This is a genomic window from Pseudorhodoplanes sp. (assembly GCF_046289595.1).
Classification (GTDB): Bacteria; Pseudomonadota; Alphaproteobacteria; order Rhizobiales; family Xanthobacteraceae; genus Pseudorhodoplanes.
Genome location: NZ_JBKBVB010000094.1, coordinates 1 through 17,591 on the forward strand (window position 1 = coordinate 1; position 17,591 = coordinate 17,591).

Here is a 17,591-nt window from a genome sequence, read left to right on the forward strand (position 1 = left end):
AGGCGAAGCTGCAGCTGCGGCCAGCCCAGCATAACGGGCTCCTCGCCAAAATTGACGAGCCCCCAGAGGTCATGGGTCGCCACTTTGCCAGTCTGATCCTGAATAACGAGTTCGCATACCGCGTCCGCCGGGGGCGACATCTCCTTGAAAGTCAGGAAGTCGGCGAGGTCGTCTGAAAACACATCGAAGTCGCCCCGGCCTTCGGATGCCTCCTCGTCCAGCATTGCCCAGAAGCGAGCCCGCATATGCGCGGGAACGGCGAACAAAAGGGCGCGGGTTGCATCGTCGCCTAGTGAATCGTCGAGCAGCGCGCTCCGGGTCAGACCGCTCACTTCGTTCTCGTCCGGCGCGCGCCAGCCGTCGCCCTCGGCGATCAGCAGCCGGTTCGCCCATGAGCCCTTGCACTGAAAGTTTTGCGCAACTGCAAACGATGCTTTCACATCATGGCCTTAATTCGCTCGAACTTGTCGAGGGCAATATCGAACGTCGCCTTCTTGTGCAGGCGGCAGGACAGCGTCTCCGTCGTGGCGAAGTCGCCATTCTCGAAATATTTGTTGCCGGGCGGGCCGCCGCCGCAGAACGGAAAATAGCGGCAACTTTCCCGGCACAGTTCGACGCCGCGGCGGATTTCTTCGTCGAGTGCGATAAACCGCGGCATGACCAGCACCGATTCCAGCGAATCCTGCGCCACATTGCCGATGGCGAAACTTCCAAGCCGCGGCGAGCTCAGCCCCAGCAGCTCGGGCGAATAGGTCGAAAAATTACCCGCGCAGTCGACGTTGAGAATGCCGAACGGCCTGCATTCCTGCGTTCGCCGGTCATCGAGCTGCTCCGGGCGCGCAATTGAATTGCGAGAGGTTTCGAATTCGCGAACCCGAATCGGCGGGTCCGACCCGAGCGCAAGATCCATGAACCGCGAATAGAAGCGGCGGAAGCGCGGTTCCACGCCATTGCCGGCCAGCGACGAGGTGACGTGCGGCCCCTCGATCTCCTCCACGTTGAAGGCGACATCGGTGATGCCGTGCTCGATGTAGAAATCGAAAAGCTCGTCAGGGTAATCGAGCGACGCCGACGTCAGCACCGTAATGACATCGAAATAAATTTCGTGGTCGCGCAGCATCTGCATGCCGCGCAATACGCGATCGAGCGTGCCGCCGCCGTTCCTCGTGACGCGATGCTTGTCGTTCAGGAAGTCGGGACCATCGACACTGACCCCGATCTGCACGTTGCGGCGGCGAATGAAGTCGCACCAGGCTTCGTTCACCAGGGTCGCGTTGGTCTGAAGCGACTGGCTGACCGTGAAACCGCTGGTGTTGCATCGTTCCAGCACCAGCGTGGCCTGTTCGTAGAACGACGCGGGCAGAACCATCGGCTCGCCGGCATGCCACAATAGCGTAAAGGGCTGGCGCACCAGCCCGGAGGAAAAGACCCAATGAAAGGTCTTTTCCAGCGTCTCCAGCGTGATCTTCCGTTTGTCGAGACGATCGGGGAGATAACAATACGAGCAGTCAAGATTGCAGAACGGGGTCGGCTGGATAATGAGCAATTCCAGGGGACCGACCTGGTCGGCTGAAATCATGATCTAGCGATTGCGGAACGCATTGCGGAAGCCGCCGCCGCCGCCGTTACGGAAACCTCCGTTACGGAAACCGCCGTTGCGGAAGCCGCCGTTGCGGAAGCCGCCGTTACGGAACCCACCGTTGCGGAAGCCGCCATTGCCAAAGGGAAAATTGCCGAAGCGTCCGCCGTTGCCGAACCCGCCGATGCCCGGGAGATTGACGAACTGAGCGTGCGCCTCGCCGGCCGGACCGACAGCGTCCTCCAAAACCGCAGCGCGCGCCTGGACATCGAGGCCGGCGGCATGCAGGTCGGCGGCGGCCGCGTCCGGAACGTTTGCCAGAGACGTACGGGCGAGCGTGACCACCCCCGCTGCGGACAGCGCCCCTCCGGCCAAAGTGCGCAACAGGTTACGACGTGAAAGCTTGTCCATGGGCTCTACCCGCCTCCATTCCCGCCTTTCCCATTGAAAGGCAACGAATAGTACCGACTAATTGGCAAGACACAAGTTTTCGATTGCTTCAGGGCGTGAGCCGCGACGGAATGGTCACAGGGTTGTGACGCTGGCTGCGACAAACCCGCCACAGGCGGCAGCTTGGTTGCGTCGGCAGAACGAAAAGATTGGACCTATGCGAGGCGAAACTCACCATTGTGCGCGCCGATCTGATATGCGGCGTGTCACCGGTCATTTCAGCGGAGCGCACAGACGTGACAGACAAGGAATTCAGCCCCGGCGATGTGGTCGTTCTCAAATCCGGGGGGCCTCGCATGACGATCGCGGCGGTCGACAAGCAGAACGCGCTTTGCGAATGGTTTTCCGACGACCAGAATCCGCTCAGCCGCTCGTTTGCGCTGACGAGCCTGCGACTGGACGAGCAGTCCTGACGATCAGTCCTAAAGCGGGTGTGATTGCGGTCACGGACGGGCTGCCCTGAAGCCGGCACCGCGGCCCGTTCAACCGGAGGCGAGCCGGCTTTTTGAGGTGCTATTGGGCTTCGTCGCGGGGCTGGCCGATATTGCGCCGCCAGGCTTCGGCGAGCGAGCGGCCGGCATTGGGCGGCTCGGGGCTGTAGGCGGAGACCAGCTTGGTGAGTTTCGACCCGCCATGCAGGAGATCGGCGGCCTGCTGCAGAATCGCCTTGCGGATATCCCCGTTCATCGGAATCGACACATGGGTCACGATTGAATCGGTGATCTTGCTGGTGCGCAGGTTATAGGAACCGGGAATCTTCGGATATGTCAGCGTGTGGATATTGATGCAATTCTCCACCGGGCAGCGATAGACGTCGCCCCATACCGTCGCGGCATCGAGCGTGATGATGGTCGGATGGAATTTCGCCTCTTCGACCATTTTCTTGCCGAACATATAAGCGCGCGCGCCGCCTGCCGAATGGCCGACGATCAGGACCGGCTCTTCGTTCTTGGTGAACAGGCCGAGATGCGAATCGATCACCACGCGCCAGCCCTGACGGCGCAAGTCGTTGGCCAAGGCGGCGAGCGGCGTCAGAATTCCGGGCTGGTATTGCGCGAGCCCGTTGAACAACAGGGCGGTCGGCTTGACCGGAGATTGAGCGGCGGCAGGCGTCGCGATCAACGCCGCGGCAAGGGCGAGGGCGAATTTCATGTACGCTTTACTCGTTACGCAATACGGTCGGTTTAAGGCGATGCCGTAAACCCAAAATTACCTACAGCGCCTTGGCTAATAAGCAGCTAACGGCGCTGCCCCACATGTCGATACCGGCTCGGCCTTCCGCTTCGCAGTTTGGCGCTTTTCCACGGGGAAATTACGGCAAATGGGGGGCTTGCGACTCCGCCGTGTGGTGGCGGTTCGGCCGGTTGTCCCATCGCTGCTCGGAACTGCCAGGCTGCAGCAGTTTGACGCCGCAGGTCGTGACGGGTGGGGCAAGGGGCCGCTTGACCCCGGCCTGCGGCCTGTTAAGACTTGTTCCTGTTCCAAGATGCTGAAATCGGCAAGATTTTCGCTCCGGAGGGAGCAGGCCGGCCGATTTCGTGCCAAAAACACTGCGATTTCAAGCCGAGGGAGGACCTCATGGCATCCGTCACGATGACCGTGAATGGCAAGCAGACCAGCGCCGACGTCGATGAGCGCACGCTCCTGGTTCAGTTTTTGCGCGAGAATCTCCGGCTCACCGGAACCCATGTTGGCTGCGACACCTCGCAATGCGGCGCCTGTGTCGTGCATGTCGACGGCGTCGCGCGCAAGAGCTGCACCACCTTTGCCTGGCAGGTGGACGGCTGCAAGATCACCACGATCGAAGGCGTGGCCAACGGCTCGCAGCTTCACCCAATGCAGGAAGCCTTCCGCGAGCATCACGGCCTGCAATGCGGATTCTGCACGCCCGGCATGATCATGGCCGCGATCGACATGGTGAACCGCAAGGGCCACGACCTTGACGAGAAGACCATCCGCCACGAACTCGACGGCAATCTCTGCCGCTGCACCGGCTACCACAACATCGTGAAGGCGATCGCCGCCGGCGCGAAAGCGATGAAGAAATAGGGGTCACGTCTTTTCGAGCATTCGGGAAGGAGTCTGCCATGACTGCCACCGGAATTGGCGCTGCCGTGCGCCGCAAGGAAGATCACCGTTTCATCACCGGCCGCGGCCACTATACCGACGACCACACGAGGCCGGATCAGAGCTTCGCCTATTTCATTCGCTCGCCGCACGCGCATGCGAGGCTGAAGAAGATCGACGAATCGGCCGCATCGAAGATGCCGGGCGTGATCGCGATCTGGACCGGCGAGGACTTTGCAGCCGACAAGCTCGGCCCGCTGATCTGCGGCTGGATGGTCAATTCCAAGGACGGGTCGCCGATGAAGATGGCGCCGCATCCGGCGCTTGCGGCCGGGAAGGTGAACCATGTCGGCGACGCCTATGCGGTGGTGATTGCGGAGACGCTGGCGCAGGCGAAGGATGCCGCCGAGAAGGTCGTGACCGAATTTGAGGTCTTGCCCGCGGTGATCGATCCGGCGCAGGCACAGGCGAAGGGCGCCACCCAGATTCACGAGGTCGCGCCGAACAACACCATCTACCAGTGGCATATCGGCGATCCGGACGCGAATGCGGCCGCGATGAAGAAGGCCAAGCACATCACCAAGCTCGACTTCATCAACAATCGCTTGGTCCCGAACGCACTCGAGCCGCGCTCGGCGCTGGCCGAATACGATCCCGGCTCGGAGAATTTCACGCTGTGGACCACAAGTCAGAACCCGCATGTGGCGCGTCTCGTGATCTCGGCCTTCATCGGGGTCGCGCCGGAGCACAAGCTGCGGGTGATCGCGCCGGATGTCGGCGGCGGCTTCGGCTCGAAGATCTTCATCTATCCGGAAGAGGTGGTCTGCCTGTGGGCTTCGAAGAAGGTGGCGCGTCCGGTGAAATGGACCGCGGACCGCTCGGAGGCCTTCGTCACCGACGCGCACGGACGCGATCACGTCACCCATGCCGAACTCGGCTTCGACGAAAATAACAAGATCGTCGGCATGCGGGTCAAGACCATCGCCAATCTCGGCGCCTATATGTCGACCTTCTCCTCGGCGGTGCCGACCTATCTCTACGCGACGCTGCTGTCCGGCCAGTACGATATCCCGTCGATCTATTGCGAGGTGGATTCGGTCTACACCAACACCGTTCCGGTCGATGCCTATCGCGGGGCCGGGCGCCCCGAGGCGACCTATGTGGTCGAGCGCCTGATGGAAGTCTCGGCGCGCGAGCTTGGCGTCGATCCGGCGGATCTGCGCAGGAAGAATTTTGTGCGCAGCTTCCCGTACCAGACCGTGGTCGCCTCGCTCTATGACGCGGGCGATTACGAGGCCTCGCTCGCCAAGGCGATGGAGATCCACGACGTCAAGGGTTTTAAGCAGCGCAAGCGCGAGAGCGCCAAGCGCGGCAAGCTGCGCGGCATCGGTTATTCGACCTATATCGAAGCCTGCGGCGTTGCGCCGTCCGCCGTGGTCGGCTCGCTCGGCGCGGGCGTGGGCCTGTGGGAATCCGCCGAGGTGCGGGTCAACCCGACCGGCTCGGTCGAAATCCTCACCGGCTGTCATGCGCACGGGCAGGGGCACGAGACCACATTTGCGCAGCTCGTGTCGGACCGGCTCGGCATTCCGATCGACAACGTGACCGTCGTGCATGGCGATACCGACAAGGTGCAGTTCGGCATGGGCACCTATGGCTCGCGCTCCGGCGCGGTCGGCATGTCGGCCATTGCCAAGGCGCTCGACAAGATCGAGGCCAAGGCCAAGAAAATCGCCGCGCATCTCCTTGAGGCCGCGGAAGGCGATATCGAGTTCAAGGACGGCAAGTTCAGCGTCGCCGGCACCGACAAGGCGATCGGCTTCGGCGAACTCGCGCTGCAGGCCTATGTCGGGCACAAATTCCCGACCAGCGAAATCGAGCCGGGGCTGAAGGAGAGTGCGTTCTACGATCCCACGAACTTCACCTTCCCGGCGGGCTGCCATATCTGCGAGCTCGAGGTCGATCCGGACACCGGCGCGGTGACCATCGACAAATGGACCGCGGTCGACGATTTCGGCACCGTCATCAATCCGATGATCGTGGAAGGTCAGGTCCATGGCGGCATCGCGCAGGGCGTCGGTCAGGCGCTCTACGAACACGCCGTCTACGACAAGGACGGCCAGCTCGTATCCGGCTCGTTCATGGATTACGCCATGCCGCGCGCCGAAAATTTCCCGGCCTTCCAGGTCGACATGACCAAGACCGAATGCCCGTCCAACCCGCTCGGCATCAAGGGCTGCGGCGAGGCCGGCGCGATCGCGGCACCTGCCGCTGTCATGAACGCCATCACCAACGCCATCGGCACCGAGCGGATCGACATGCCGGCGACGCCAGCCGCGGTCTGGCGCGCGCTGAAGCAATCTGCGCCCGCGCGCGCCGCCTAGGGCACACGAACACGTAAGGGGAACGCACCATGTATGCATTCAAGATCGAGCGCCCGACCACGGTCCGGCAGGCGGTGTCGCTGCTGGCCAACGAGGACGCCAAGCTCCTTGCCGGCGGCCATTCGCTGATCCCGGTGATGAAGCAACGACTCGCCGCGCCAAAAATCCTGGTCGATCTGTCGAAGATCGAAGGCCTGTCCGGCATCGAGGTGACGCCGCGCACCGTCACCATCAAGGCGATGACGAAGCATCGCGATGTCGCCAATTCGAAAGAGCTGTTGGAAGTCATGCCCGCGCTCGCCAGCGTTCCCGATTCGATCGGCGATCCGCATGTGCGCGGCGCCGGCACCATCGGCGGCTCGGTCGCCAACAACGATCCGAACGCGGATTATCCGGCGGCGGTGCTCGGTCTCGGCGCCACCATCGTCACCAACAAGCGCAAGATCGCCGCCGACGATTACTTCAAGGGCATGTTCGAGACCGCACTCGAGCCGGACGAGATCATCACCGAGATCACCTTCCCGATCGTGAAGAAGGCCGCATACCAGAAGTTCAAGCACCCGGCTTCGGGCTTTGCCCTGGTCGGCGTGTTCGTGTCGAAGCGCTCCTCGGAAATCCGGGTGGCTGCGACCGGGGCGGGCTCGAACGGCGTGTTCCGCGTGCCGGAATTCGAGGAGGCGCTGAAGAAACGCTTTGCGCCGAAGTCGCTCGAAGGCATCACGCTGTCACCGGACGGCATGAATTCCGACATCCACGGTTCGGCGGAATACCGCGCGCATCTCGTCGGCGTGATGGCGCGCCGCGCGGTGGCGGCAGCGAACGAGCGGGGCGGAGAGGAGGAGTAAGTCCTCCCCAACACAGCCACAACTATCGACCTTGTCATGCCCGGCCCCGTGCCGGGCATCCACGTCTTTGCACACGTCTTTGCAGTAGCGCCGCGCTGAAGGCGTGGATGGTTGGGACAAGCCCGGCCATGACGTAGCCCGGGAATGAGGGCCGGAGAATCCCGCCGGACTCGGCTACGCCACCTCCGTCTCCAGCTCGCTCAGCAAGTCGCGCAAATTGAGCGGCTCGGTCTTCATCCTGATCCCGCCATGCTCGTCTCTGGGCCACTCTTCGCGCGGGCGGTCCCAGTACAGCTCGACGCCGTTGTCGTCGAAATCGCGCAGATAGAGGGCCTCGCTCACGCCGTGATCGCTCGCGCCGTCGAGCTGGATGCCGGCCTCGATCAGGCGGCGCAGCGCATCGGCGAGCAGGCGCCGCGTCGGATACAGGATCGCGATGTGATAGAGGCCGGTGGTGCCGGGCGCGGGCGGGACGCCGCCGCGGCTCTCCCAGGTGTTGAGCGCGATATGGTGGTGATAGCCGCCGGCCGACATGAACACCGCGCCGGGGCGGCGGTAGGTTTCCTCGAAGCCCAGGACATCGCGGTAGAAGGGCAGGGCGCGCTCGAGATCGGCCACCTTCAGATGCACATGGCCGATCCGGACGCCCGGATTGATTGGCTGGGCGGGCGTCTGCGGCATGGCTGCATCCTTGGCTATGACATTCACCTGACCGGGAACCGGGCCTATATGTAGACTGGACGCTGTGCCGGGCAAGCTGGCACATATGTTAACCGCTCGTCCCCGCGAAGGCGGGGACCCAGAGCTGGAAGCGCTGGATTCCCGCTTTCGCGGGAATGAGCGGAGAGAAATTGCCGAGGTTGCTCCTTGACCACATCCGCCCCGCGCCCCGTCCCGTCCTCGATTGACGACACCCTGACGCTGCTCACCGCCGGGCATTATGTCGGCGACCGGTCGCTCGCGACCGTGCTGTTTCTGGCGCTCAAGATGGGCCGGCCGCTGTTTCTGGAAGGCGAGGCCGGGGTCGGCAAGACCGAGATCGCCAAGGTGCTCGCCGAAACGCTCGGCCGCAAATTGATCCGGTTGCAATGCTACGAGGGGCTCGACGTCTCGGCCGCGGTCTATGAATGGAATTACGCCGCGCAGATGATCGCGATCCGGCTCGGCGAGGCCGAAGGCAATACCGATCGGGAACGGCTGGAACACGATGTGTTCTCCGAACGCTTCCTGATCAAGCGGCCGCTCCTGCAGGCACTCGAACCGGACACCGCGGGCGCGCCGGTGCTCCTGATCGACGAACTCGACCGCACGGACGAGGCGTTCGAGGCGTTCCTCCTCGAAGTGCTGGCCGATTTTCAGATCACGATCCCCGAACTCGGTACGGTGAAGGCGCCGCATCCGCCGATCGTCATCATCACCTCGAACCGCACCCGCGAAATCCACGACGCGCTGAAACGCCGTTGCCTCTATCACTGGGTCGGCTATCCGGACGCCGGGCGCGAACTTGCGATCGTGCGCACCAAGGTGCCGGGCATTGCTGAAAAGCTGTCGGCGGAGATCGTTCATTTCGTGCAGCGCCTGCGCAAGATGGAGCTGTTCAAGGCGCCGGGCGTTGCCGAGACGCTGGATTTCGCCACCGCGCTGTCCGAGCTCGATGTGGTGGCGCTCGATCCGTCCACGGTGTCGGATACGCTGGGTGTCTTGCTCAAATATCAGGACGACATTGCGCGGCTCGACGGCACGAAGGTGAAGGAATTGCTGGACGACGTGCGCGCGCAGATGAAGGCGGCGGAGTAGGAGTGGGCTATACGCCCGCGCAAAGGCATGGCTCACCTCACGACAGGATCTGAGACTCCAGGCCGGCTCGCGGAGAACATCGTCTATTTCGCGCGCGCGCTGCGCACCGCCGGCATTCCGGTCGGGCCCGGTTCGGTGATGGATGCGCTGGAAGCGCTGCGGGTTGCCGGCATCACGAACCGCGAAGACTTCTACTGGACCCTGCATGCGGTGTTTGTGAAGCGGCACGAGCACACCATCCTGTTCGATCAGGCATTCCAGATCTTCTTCCGCAAGCGCGCCTATTTCGACCAGCTGATGGCGATGATGCTGCCGCAGGTGGTGCCGCAGAAGGACAACGCTCCGCCGCCGCCGGCGACGAAGCGCGTGCTCGATGCGATGTTCAAGAGCCACCAGAAGCCGCAGGAAGACAAGAAGAAGGAGGTTGAGCTCGATGCGCGGCTGACGGTGTCGGACCGCGAGGTGCTGGAGAAGAAGGACTTCGCGCAGATGTCGGCGGCCGAAATCGCGGAAGCGAAACAGGCCATCGCCAAGCTCGTTCTCCCGCTCGACGAAGTGAAGACGCGGCGGCTCACGCCTTCGCGCCACGGCCACATGATCGACCTGCGCCGCACGCTGCGCTCGAGCATGAAGGCGGGCGGGGCGGTCATCGATCTCAAGTATCTCGGGCCGAAGACGCGCCAGCCGCCGATCGTGGCGCTGCTCGATATTTCCGGTTCGATGAGCCAGTATACCCGGCTGTTTCTGCATTTCCTGCATGCGGTGACCGATGCCCGCAAGCGCGTTTCCACCTTCCTGTTCGGCACGCGGCTGACGAATGTTACGCGCGCCCTCAAGCAGAAGGATCCGGACGAGGCGCTGGCCGCCTGTTCCGGCGGCGTGCTGGACTGGTCAGGCGGCACGCGGATCGCGCCCTCGCTTGCCGCCTTCAACCGGCAATGGAGCCGGCGGGTTCTGGGGCAGGGTGCGGTGGTGCTCTTGATCACCGATGGCCTTGAGCGCGAGCCCGGCAGCCAGCTCGGGTTCGAGATGGACCGGCTGCACCGTTCCTGCCGGCGCCTGATCTGGCTCAATCCCCTGTTAAGGTTTGAGGGCTTCGAGGCCAAGGCCAGCGGTATCAGGACGATGCTGCCGCATGTTGACGAATTGCGTCCGATTCACAATCTCAATGCAATGAGGGATTTGTGCCGGGCGCTGTCGGCGGATGGCGACGGCAAGGCCGAGGCGAAATATTGGTTGAGCAAGGTGGCTTGATAGCGAATAGGGAGTAGCGAATAGCGAGTAGTGTACGAGAATTGCGGCGACCGCGTTCTACTATTCGCTACTCGCTATTTCGCTATTCGCCGGTTCAGGAGACAGTGCTTATGACACAGCAGAGCCTCGCAACAGACGAAGACATTCTCAGGGCCGCCGAGGACTGGCGCAAGGCCGGCAGGGGCGTCGCGCTCGCCACCGTGGTCGAAACCTGGGGCTCGGCGCCGCGGCCGGTCGGATCGAATCTGGTGATTGACGAGGAGGGCAACTTTCTCGGCTCGGTGTCCGGCGGCTGCGTCGAGGGCGCGGTTGTGACAGAGGCCCTTGATGTCATCGGCAGCGGCAAGCCGAAGACGCTGGAATTCGGTGTCGCCGACGAGACCGCCTGGAAGGTCGGTCTGTCCTGCGGCGGCACCATCCGCGTGTATGTGGAGAAGGTGGATTAGGGAGCGAGTAGCGAATAGGGAGTAGCGAATAGTGACAAGGAAAATTCTAATGATCGTAATTGCTTCTATTCGCTATTCGCCATTCGCTATTCGCGTGTAACCGTCATGAAACTCTCCATCCTCACCGCGCTCAACACCGAACGCGCCAACCGGCGCGCGGCGGTCGTCGTCACCGATGTCGCAAGCGGCGAACAGCGGCTGGTGAAGGCCGCCGATGTGTTCCACGATCCGCTGAAGGACCTGATCGAGAAACGAATCCGCTCCGGCAAGAGCGGCATGGAGGAAACGCCGGCCGGCAAGGTTTTCATCACCGTGCATGTTCCGCCGGCGAAGCTCGTGATCACCGGCGCCGTCCATATCAGCCAGGCGCTGGCGCCGATCGCCAAGCTGCTCGGCTATGACGTGACCATCGTCGATCCGCGCACCGCCTTTGCAACGCCGGAGCGCTTCCCCGGCGTGCCGGTGATCGCGCAATGGCCGGACGAGGCGTTGCCCGCGCTGAACGTTGACAAGTATACGGCTTTTGTTGCGCTCACCCACGATCCGAAGATCGACGATCCGGCGCTGCTGCATGCGCTGTCGAGGGACTGCTTCTATATCGGCGCGTTGGGTTCGCGGAAGACGCATGCGCGCCGGGTCGAACGGCTGAAGGCGCAGGGTATCGCGGATGATGCGATCGCGCGCATTCATGCGCCGATCGGGCTCGATATCGGCGCGATCTCGCCGCCCGAGATCGCGGTTTCGATCATGGGCGAGATCACCGCGCGGTTGCGGCAGTCGCCGGAGAAGGCTGCATGAAATTCGGCCCTGTCAGACCCGACGATGCGCTCGGCGGCACCGCGGTCCACACCATCCGCGAAGGCTCGTTCGTGCTCAAGAAGGGTACGATCGTCGAGCCATCGCATGTTGCAGCGGCCAAAGCGGCAGGCATCGCCGAAATCGTGGTGGCACGTCTCGACCCGGGGGACGTCGCAGAAGACGGCGCCGCTGCGGCGATTGCCGAGGCTGCTCTTGGCGAGGGCGTGCGTACCGACAAGGCCTTTACCGGTCGCTGCAATCTGTTCGCTGAGAGGGCCGGCATCCTGGTCGTCGATCGCGAACAGATCGACGCGATGAACCGGATCGACGAAGCGGTGACGATCGCCACGCTTCCCGCCTACAAGCCGGTGGTCGAAGGCGAGATGCTGGCAACGGTGAAAATTATTCCGTTTGCGGTGTCCGGCGATGTGTTCATGCGCGCGATGAAAACGGCGCAGGCGGCAAAGCCGCTGGTGCGGGTCGCGCCGTACAAGATCAGGAAGGTTGGCGTCGTTTCAACGATGCTGCCCGGGCTTTCGCCGAAGGTGGTCGACAAGACGCTGAAGATCACCGAGGAGCGCCTCGCGCCCGCCGGTGCGCGCATCGTGGCCGAACGGCGCGTGCCGCATGACGGGAGGGCGCTCGCCAAGGCGATCCGCGAAGTCGAGAATGAGGGCGCCGAACTCGTCATCATTTTCGGCGCTTCTGCGATTGCGGACCGGCGCGATGTGATCCCGGCGGCAATCGAAGCGGTCGGGGGCACCATCGAGCATTTCGGCATGCCGGTCGATCCCGGCAACCTGATGCTGATCGGTCAGGCGCATGGCCGTCCGGTGCTCGGCGCGCCGGGCTGCGCACGATCGCCCAAGGAGAACGGCTTCGACTGGGTGCTGATGCGGCTGCTGGCCGGGTTGCCGGTCACGCGCGCCGACATCACCGGCATGGGAGTCGGCGGCCTGCTGATGGAGATCGTGACGCGGCCGCAGCCACGCGAGGAGCCGCTGCCGCGCACGACCGGACGCTTCGCCGCGGTCATCCTCGCGGCCGGACGCTCGACCCGGATGGGCGGACCGAACAAGCTCCTCGCGACGGTGACAGGCAAGCCGCTGGCGCGGATTGCGGCCGAGGCGGCGCTTGCCTCGCAGGCGCAGCCGGTGGTGATCGTGACCGGCCATCAAAGCGAGACGGTGCGCGACGCCTTGAAGGGCCTGCCGCTGCAATTCGCCCACAATCCGGATTTTGCAGAGGGCCTGTCGACTTCATTACGAGCCGGACTTGCCGCCCTGCCCGATGACATCGATGGCGCCGTTGTCATGCTTGCGGACATGCCGCAGGTGGACGCCGCATTGATCGACCGGCTCATCGCGGCTTACGATGCCGAGAAGGGTGCTCTGATCGCCGTGCCGGTGACCGACGGCAAGCGCGGCAACCCGGTCCTGTGGTCGCGGCGTTTCTTTCCGGAACTGATGACGGTGTCGGGTGACGTCGGTGCGCGCCACCTGATCGGCAAATATGCCGAGGCGGTGGTCGAGGTCCCGGCAAACGGCGCGGGCGCGCTGACCGACATCGATACGCCCGATGCGCTTGCGGCGTTGAAGGCCGAGCTCGAGCGCGGCTGACGGGGGCCCTTTCCTTGGTAGCCGGCACGCGCAAATGCAGAGCCGGCGCGGTGCGGCACGCGCAAATCCATCGCGGCGGGCCGTTCGAGACCGACCTCCCGAGCCGATAAGCCGCCTTGAAAATCGGACGTGATGGACTGCCGTTCCGTGAGTTTTGGGGCTCTCACAGGTTTGTGCAGAGATTCGGCTTGCCAATCCGATCGGCGCCAATTATGACTGACTGGTCAGTCAGTATTGGATGGTCCATGCCGACGAAATTCCGAAACCGGACCGCGGCCGATGCTTCCGGGAAAGCACCGGCAACAAACCGCGTCCGCACGCGCAACAAGGAGGCCGGCCATCCGCGCTGGCAAAAATCCGCGCCCATGAGCGAGAGCGCGAAGCCCCGCACGGCGCGTGAGATTCGCAGCGCCGCGCGCCGCGATGCAATCATTGATGCCGCGCTGGAAGAGTTTTCGTTTCAGGGCTTTGCGGCCGCGCGCCTTGACGATATCGCCAAGCGCGCCGGCGTCGCGAAAGGCACGATCTATTTGTATTTCGCCGACAAGGAGACGCTGTTCAAGGAACTGGTGCGCGCCATGCTGACGCCGCTGATCGGGCAATTCGAGGCGCTCGCCAAGACCGACATTCCATTTCCTCTGCTCGCCGAGCGGCTGGCCGATGTTGCCGCACGGGAAGTCGCCGGATCGCGACGCCGGGACATCATTCGTCTGATTATCGCGGAAGGACCGCGCTTCCCGGAGATCGCAGACTTTTACTATCGCGAGATCCTGAGCCGGGTGTTCGCTGCGCTGCAGACCATTCTGACGCGCGCCTTCGAAAGGGGCGAGATCCGGCATCGTGGACTGGTTGATTTTCCGCAGCTGCTTGTTGCGCCTGTCCTGATCGCAGCGACCTGGTCCAGCCTGTTCGAGAAGCAGGCGCCCCTCGACATCCAGGCTTTGCTGAAAGCCCATATCGATATTCTGCTGGATCGCGGGAGTGCATCATGAGCGCATGGCTTGCGAGCCTTCGGCGCGGATGGCGGCAAGGCCTGCTCGCTCTATGCCTGCTGGTCACCGCCTGCAGCAACGGCAATGAGAATGTGTTGCAGGGCTGGGTCGAAGGCGATTTCATCTTTGTCAGTCCGGACGAGCAGGGCCGCATCGAACAGATGCTGGTGCGCCAAGGCGATGCCGTGAACAAGGACCAACTGCTGTTCGTGCTCGATGCCGATTTGCAGGAGGCCGATCTCGGCGTCGCCCAGGCGACGCTTGCCAACGCGAAACAGGCTTTCGACCGTGCGCAGCAATTGCTGAAAAGCCAGGCCGGCACGCAGAAGGATTTTGACGTCACGCAAGCGCTGTATCGCGAAGCACAGGCGCGCCTTGCCGCGGCGCAGACGCGGCTCGCGCGGCGGCGTGGTTTAAGTCCTGTAGCCGGGCTGGTGCAGCAGGTCTATTACCGTGCGGGCGAAACGGTGCCGGCCAGCCGTCCGATCGTTTCGATCCTGCCGCCCGGAAACGTGAAGGTGCGCTTCTACGTTTCCGAGCCGATGCTGGCGCGTCTTGCGATCGACGATCCGATCAGCTTTTCCTGTGACGGCTGTCCGGCGGGGATGAGCGGCAAGATCAGCTTCATCTCGCAATATGTCGAATATACCCCGCCGGTCATCTATTCGCAGCAGGAGCGCCACAAGCTTGTCTATCTGATCGAGGCGCTGCCGAACGATCCGAAGGCGCTGCGTGTCGGGCAGCCGGTTGATGTGACCGTCAACCCGAAGCCCGCGTCGAATTGAGCGTCGCGCGACAAATGGCCGTCAATCCGGAAATCGCGATCGACGTGCACGGGCTCACGAAATCTTTCGGCAGCCGCGTGGTGGTGCGCGATCTGTCGATGCAGGTGAGGAAGGGCACGATCTACGGTTTTCTCGGCCCGAACGGGTCGGGCAAGACCACGACCATCCGCATGCTCACCGGGCTGCTCACCCCCGACAAGGGCGACGGCACCTGCCTGGGCTATGACATCCGCACGCAGGCGGACCAGATCAAGCTGCGGGTCGGCTATATGACCCAGCGCTTCAGCCTGTACGAGGATTTGTCGGTACGCGAAAATCTGGAATTCGTCGCACGGCTGCATCTGATGCGCGATCCGCCGCAGGCCGCACGCGACATGATCGTGCGGCTGGGATTGCAGGGGCGGGAGGAACAGCTCGCCCGCCAGTTGTCCGGCGGCTGGAAGCAGCGGCTCGCGCTCGGCGCCTGCACGCTGCCGTCGCCGCAATTGCTGTTGCTCGACGAGCCGACCGCTGGCGTCGATCCGAAGGCCCGGCGCGAATTCTGGGACGAGATTCACACGCTTGCCGCCGAGGGCCTGACCGTATTGGTCTCGACCCATTACATGGACGAGGCGGAGCGCTGTCACGAAATCGCATATATCGCCTACGGCGAATTGCTGACGCACGGCTCGGTCGATGCGGTGATCCGGCAGGCGGGGCTCACGACCTACGACGTCAGCGGACCTGATGTGAACGGCCTGCTGCACGAATTGCAGAACAAGCCCGGAATCGACATGGTCGCTCCGTTCGGCAACAGTCTGCATGTGTCGGGGCGCGACCGGAAAACACTGGAAGAATCAATCGAGCCCTATCGCGACCGGCCGGGGCTGACCTGGAAAGCCTCCGAGCCGACGCTGGAAGACGTGTTCATCGATCTGATGAGCCGCGCCAGGGACAATTTCCAATGAGTGCGCATGTCCCGGAAAGCCCTTCCGTAAGCGCCAAGAATTCGCGCTGGACCGGCTTTTTGCGGCGGACCGGCGCGATGCTGATCAAGGAATTCATCCAGCTTCGCCGCGACCGGGTGTCGTTTGCGATGATCGTGATGATTCCGCTGATGCAGCTTGTCCTGTTCGGCTACGCGATCAACACCACGCCGCGCGACCTGCCGACCGCCGTGCTGCTGCAGGAGCACAGCGATCTCGGCCGCTCGGTGCTGAAGGCCCTGCAAAATACGCGCTATTTCAGAGTGACGCACCAGGTCGAGGACGAGGCCGAGTTCGACCGGCTGCTGGCCTCAGGTACCGTACTGTTCGGGGTCGAAATCCCGCGCGGTTTCGAACGTGCGATCCGGCGCGGCGAGCGGCCGGCGCTGCTGGTCGCGGCCGACGCCACCGATCCGGTCGCGGCCGGATCGGCGCTCGGTGCGCTGGGCCAGCTGGTGCGGACGGCTCTGCAAAACGATCGTGGACTTCCGGAGACGGGGCAGCCGCTCTTCGAGTTCCGCACCCATGCCCGCTACAATCCGGCGGCCGAAACCGCGCTCAATATCGTGCCGGGCCTCGTCGGCACCATCCTGACCATGACAATGCTGATCTTCACCGCGCTCTCGGTCACGCGCGAGATCGAGCGCGGCACCATGGAAGCGCTTCTGGCCATGCCGATCTCGCCGGTCGAGATCATGCTCGGGAAAATCATCCCTTACGTGTTCGTCGGTTTTATCCAGGCGGCGTTGATCGTCGGCACCGGCGCCTATCTGTTCGGCGTTCCGATTCTGGGCAGTCTGTTTCTTCTTTCGGCGCTGTCGACGCTGTTCATCGCCGCCAACCTGGCGATCGGCTACAGCTTCTCCACGGTCGCGCAGAACCAGCTTCAGGCGATCCAGATGACGTTCATGTTCTTCCTGCCGAACATCCTCCTGTCCGGCTTCATGTTTCCGTTTGCCGGCATGCCGGTCTGGGCGCAATGGATCGGCGAGGCGCTGCCGCTGACGCATTATCTGCGCATCGTGCGCGGCATCATGCTGAAAGGCGCGACCATCGAGGATCTGCAATACGATACCATCGCGCTGTTCGTCCTGATGCTGGTCGCAATGGCCGTCGCGGTTTTCCGGTTCCGCCGGACGCTGGATTAATTACCGCCGCACATGCAAGCCGAGCCGTGCATAGAGGCCGTTGCGGTCATCTGAATCCGACGACCAGCCGGCGGCGGCCGACCATTCGACCCAGGCGAAGCGAAACCCGGTGACATGGAGCCCGGCGCGGAACTGCCGGTAACTGTCGCCGCTGGCAAAGCCGCCCATTTCCGGACCGAGATAGAAGGCATCGGCGATCCGCCATCCGAACGCCGCGCGTGCCGCATAGCTTGGGCCGATCGACGACACCGTGACGTCGGCTGCGATCATGGTGGTCGCCGTCGGCTCGTGCCAGAGCTCTATCGCGCCGCGGATGCCGGCATGATCGCCGTTGAGATCGCTGCCCGGATCGAATGGGCTGGTCTTGTGATGCTGCAGATCGAGACCGCCGAACAGCGTGACGAAGGTCTTGCCGCTGACGAAACGCCAGCCGGTGAGGACGAAGCCCGTGGTCTGCCGTCC

Annotated in this window: 19 protein-coding genes; 13 read left to right on the forward strand and 6 right to left on the reverse strand. The window is 63.3% G+C overall.

What is annotated here, in order from left to right; all coding sequences use genetic code 11:
- The 3 genes from ACK41X_RS17230 to ACK41X_RS17240 form a co-directional block, all read right to left on the reverse strand.
- On the reverse strand, positions 1-440 hold a 440-nt coding region (locus ACK41X_RS17230; RefSeq protein ID WP_409725850.1), incomplete at its 3' end, for a hypothetical protein.
- Positions 437-1,579, reverse strand: a complete 1,143-nt coding sequence (gene grrM / locus ACK41X_RS17235; RefSeq protein ID WP_409725852.1) for a cyclophane-forming radical SAM/SPASM peptide maturase GrrM/OscB — start codon at positions 1,577-1,579, stop codon at positions 437-439. The genes ACK41X_RS17230 and grrM, both read right to left, overlap by 4 nt.
- 3 nt (positions 1,580-1,582) lie before the next feature.
- A complete protein-coding gene (locus ACK41X_RS17240; RefSeq protein ID WP_409725854.1) occupies positions 1,583-1,990 on the reverse strand; it encodes a hypothetical protein in 408 nt (135 codons plus the stop codon).
- 275 nt (positions 1,991-2,265) lie between these two features.
- Here ACK41X_RS17240 and ACK41X_RS17245 point away from each other — a divergent pair, with 275 nt between their 5' ends.
- The gene (locus ACK41X_RS17245) at positions 2,266-2,442 is read left to right on the forward strand and encodes a YodC family protein (protein ID WP_409725856.1); all 177 of its coding nucleotides are present in this window, start codon (positions 2,266-2,268) and stop codon (positions 2,440-2,442) included.
- 100 nt (positions 2,443-2,542) lie between these two features.
- Here the strand turns inward: ACK41X_RS17245 and ACK41X_RS17250 are convergent, their stop codons facing one another.
- Positions 2,543-3,181, reverse strand: coding sequence for a hypothetical protein (locus ACK41X_RS17250; RefSeq protein WP_409725858.1), 639 nt, complete (start codon positions 3,179-3,181; stop codon positions 2,543-2,545).
- Between the two features lie 426 nt (positions 3,182-3,607).
- Between ACK41X_RS17250 and ACK41X_RS17255 the strand changes: the two genes are divergently transcribed.
- The 3 genes from ACK41X_RS17255 to ACK41X_RS17265 are packed head-to-tail and all read left to right on the forward strand — an operon-like array spanning position 3,608 to position 7,325.
- Positions 3,608-4,078, forward strand: a complete 471-nt coding sequence (locus tag ACK41X_RS17255; RefSeq protein ID WP_409725860.1) for a (2Fe-2S)-binding protein — start codon at positions 3,608-3,610, stop codon at positions 4,076-4,078.
- A 38-nt stretch (positions 4,079-4,116) separates the two neighbouring features.
- Positions 4,117-6,480: a xanthine dehydrogenase family protein molybdopterin-binding subunit gene (locus ACK41X_RS17260; RefSeq protein WP_409725862.1), complete on the forward strand. Its 2,364-nt coding sequence runs from the start codon at positions 4,117-4,119 to the stop codon at positions 6,478-6,480.
- Positions 6,481-6,509: 29 nt separating this feature from the next.
- Positions 6,510-7,325: an FAD binding domain-containing protein gene (locus tag ACK41X_RS17265; RefSeq protein WP_409725864.1), complete on the forward strand. Its 816-nt coding sequence runs from the start codon at positions 6,510-6,512 to the stop codon at positions 7,323-7,325.
- 174 nt (positions 7,326-7,499) lie between these two features.
- Here the strand turns inward: ACK41X_RS17265 and ACK41X_RS17270 are convergent, their stop codons facing one another.
- Positions 7,500-8,006 (reverse strand): VOC family protein, encoded by a 507-nt coding sequence (locus ACK41X_RS17270; RefSeq protein WP_409725866.1) that lies wholly within the window; start codon positions 8,004-8,006, stop codon positions 7,500-7,502.
- 186 nt (positions 8,007-8,192) lie between these two features.
- Between ACK41X_RS17270 and ACK41X_RS17275 the strand changes: the two genes are divergently transcribed.
- From ACK41X_RS17275 to ACK41X_RS17315, 9 genes are all read left to right on the forward strand, one after another.
- Positions 8,193-9,122 carry an AAA family ATPase gene (locus ACK41X_RS17275; RefSeq protein ID WP_409725868.1) on the forward strand — a complete coding sequence of 310 codons (930 nt, stop codon included), beginning with the start codon at positions 8,193-8,195 and terminating at the stop codon, positions 9,120-9,122.
- Between the two features lie 27 nt (positions 9,123-9,149).
- The gene (locus ACK41X_RS17280) at positions 9,150-10,376 is read left to right on the forward strand and encodes a vWA domain-containing protein (RefSeq protein ID WP_409725870.1); all 1,227 of its coding nucleotides are present in this window, start codon (positions 9,150-9,152) and stop codon (positions 10,374-10,376) included.
- Between the two features lie 110 nt (positions 10,377-10,486).
- Entirely contained in the window at positions 10,487-10,822 is a 336-nt protein-coding gene (locus tag ACK41X_RS17285; RefSeq protein WP_409725872.1) for an XdhC family protein, read from the forward strand.
- 105 nt (positions 10,823-10,927) lie between these two features.
- A complete protein-coding gene (locus ACK41X_RS17290; protein ID WP_409725874.1) occupies positions 10,928-11,620 on the forward strand; it encodes an XdhC family protein in 693 nt (230 codons plus the stop codon).
- Complete coding sequence (locus ACK41X_RS17295) at positions 11,617-13,239, forward strand: NTP transferase domain-containing protein (protein WP_409725876.1); 1,623 nt, start codon at positions 11,617-11,619, stop codon at positions 13,237-13,239. Before ACK41X_RS17290 ends, ACK41X_RS17295 begins: the two co-directional genes overlap by 4 nt.
- A 365-nt stretch (positions 13,240-13,604) precedes the next feature.
- The gene (locus ACK41X_RS17300; protein ID WP_409725878.1) at positions 13,605-14,231 is read left to right on the forward strand and encodes a TetR/AcrR family transcriptional regulator; all 627 of its coding nucleotides are present in this window, start codon (positions 13,605-13,607) and stop codon (positions 14,229-14,231) included.
- Positions 14,228-15,016, forward strand: a complete 789-nt coding sequence (locus ACK41X_RS17305) for an HlyD family secretion protein (RefSeq protein WP_409725880.1) — start codon at positions 14,228-14,230, stop codon at positions 15,014-15,016. Before ACK41X_RS17300 ends, ACK41X_RS17305 begins: the two co-directional genes overlap by 4 nt.
- A 14-nt stretch (positions 15,017-15,030) precedes the next feature.
- Positions 15,031-15,963, forward strand: a complete 933-nt coding sequence (locus ACK41X_RS17310; protein WP_409725882.1) for an ABC transporter ATP-binding protein — start codon at positions 15,031-15,033, stop codon at positions 15,961-15,963.
- Positions 15,960-17,129 carry an ABC transporter permease gene (locus ACK41X_RS17315; protein ID WP_409725884.1) on the forward strand — a complete coding sequence of 390 codons (1,170 nt, stop codon included), beginning with the start codon at positions 15,960-15,962 and terminating at the stop codon, positions 17,127-17,129. Before ACK41X_RS17310 ends, ACK41X_RS17315 begins: the two co-directional genes overlap by 4 nt.
- Here the strand turns inward: ACK41X_RS17315 and bcsS are convergent.
- Positions 17,130-17,591 (reverse strand): cellulose biosynthesis protein BcsS (bcsS, locus tag ACK41X_RS17320; RefSeq protein ID WP_409725886.1); only part of this gene is annotated, 462 nt, incomplete at its 5' end.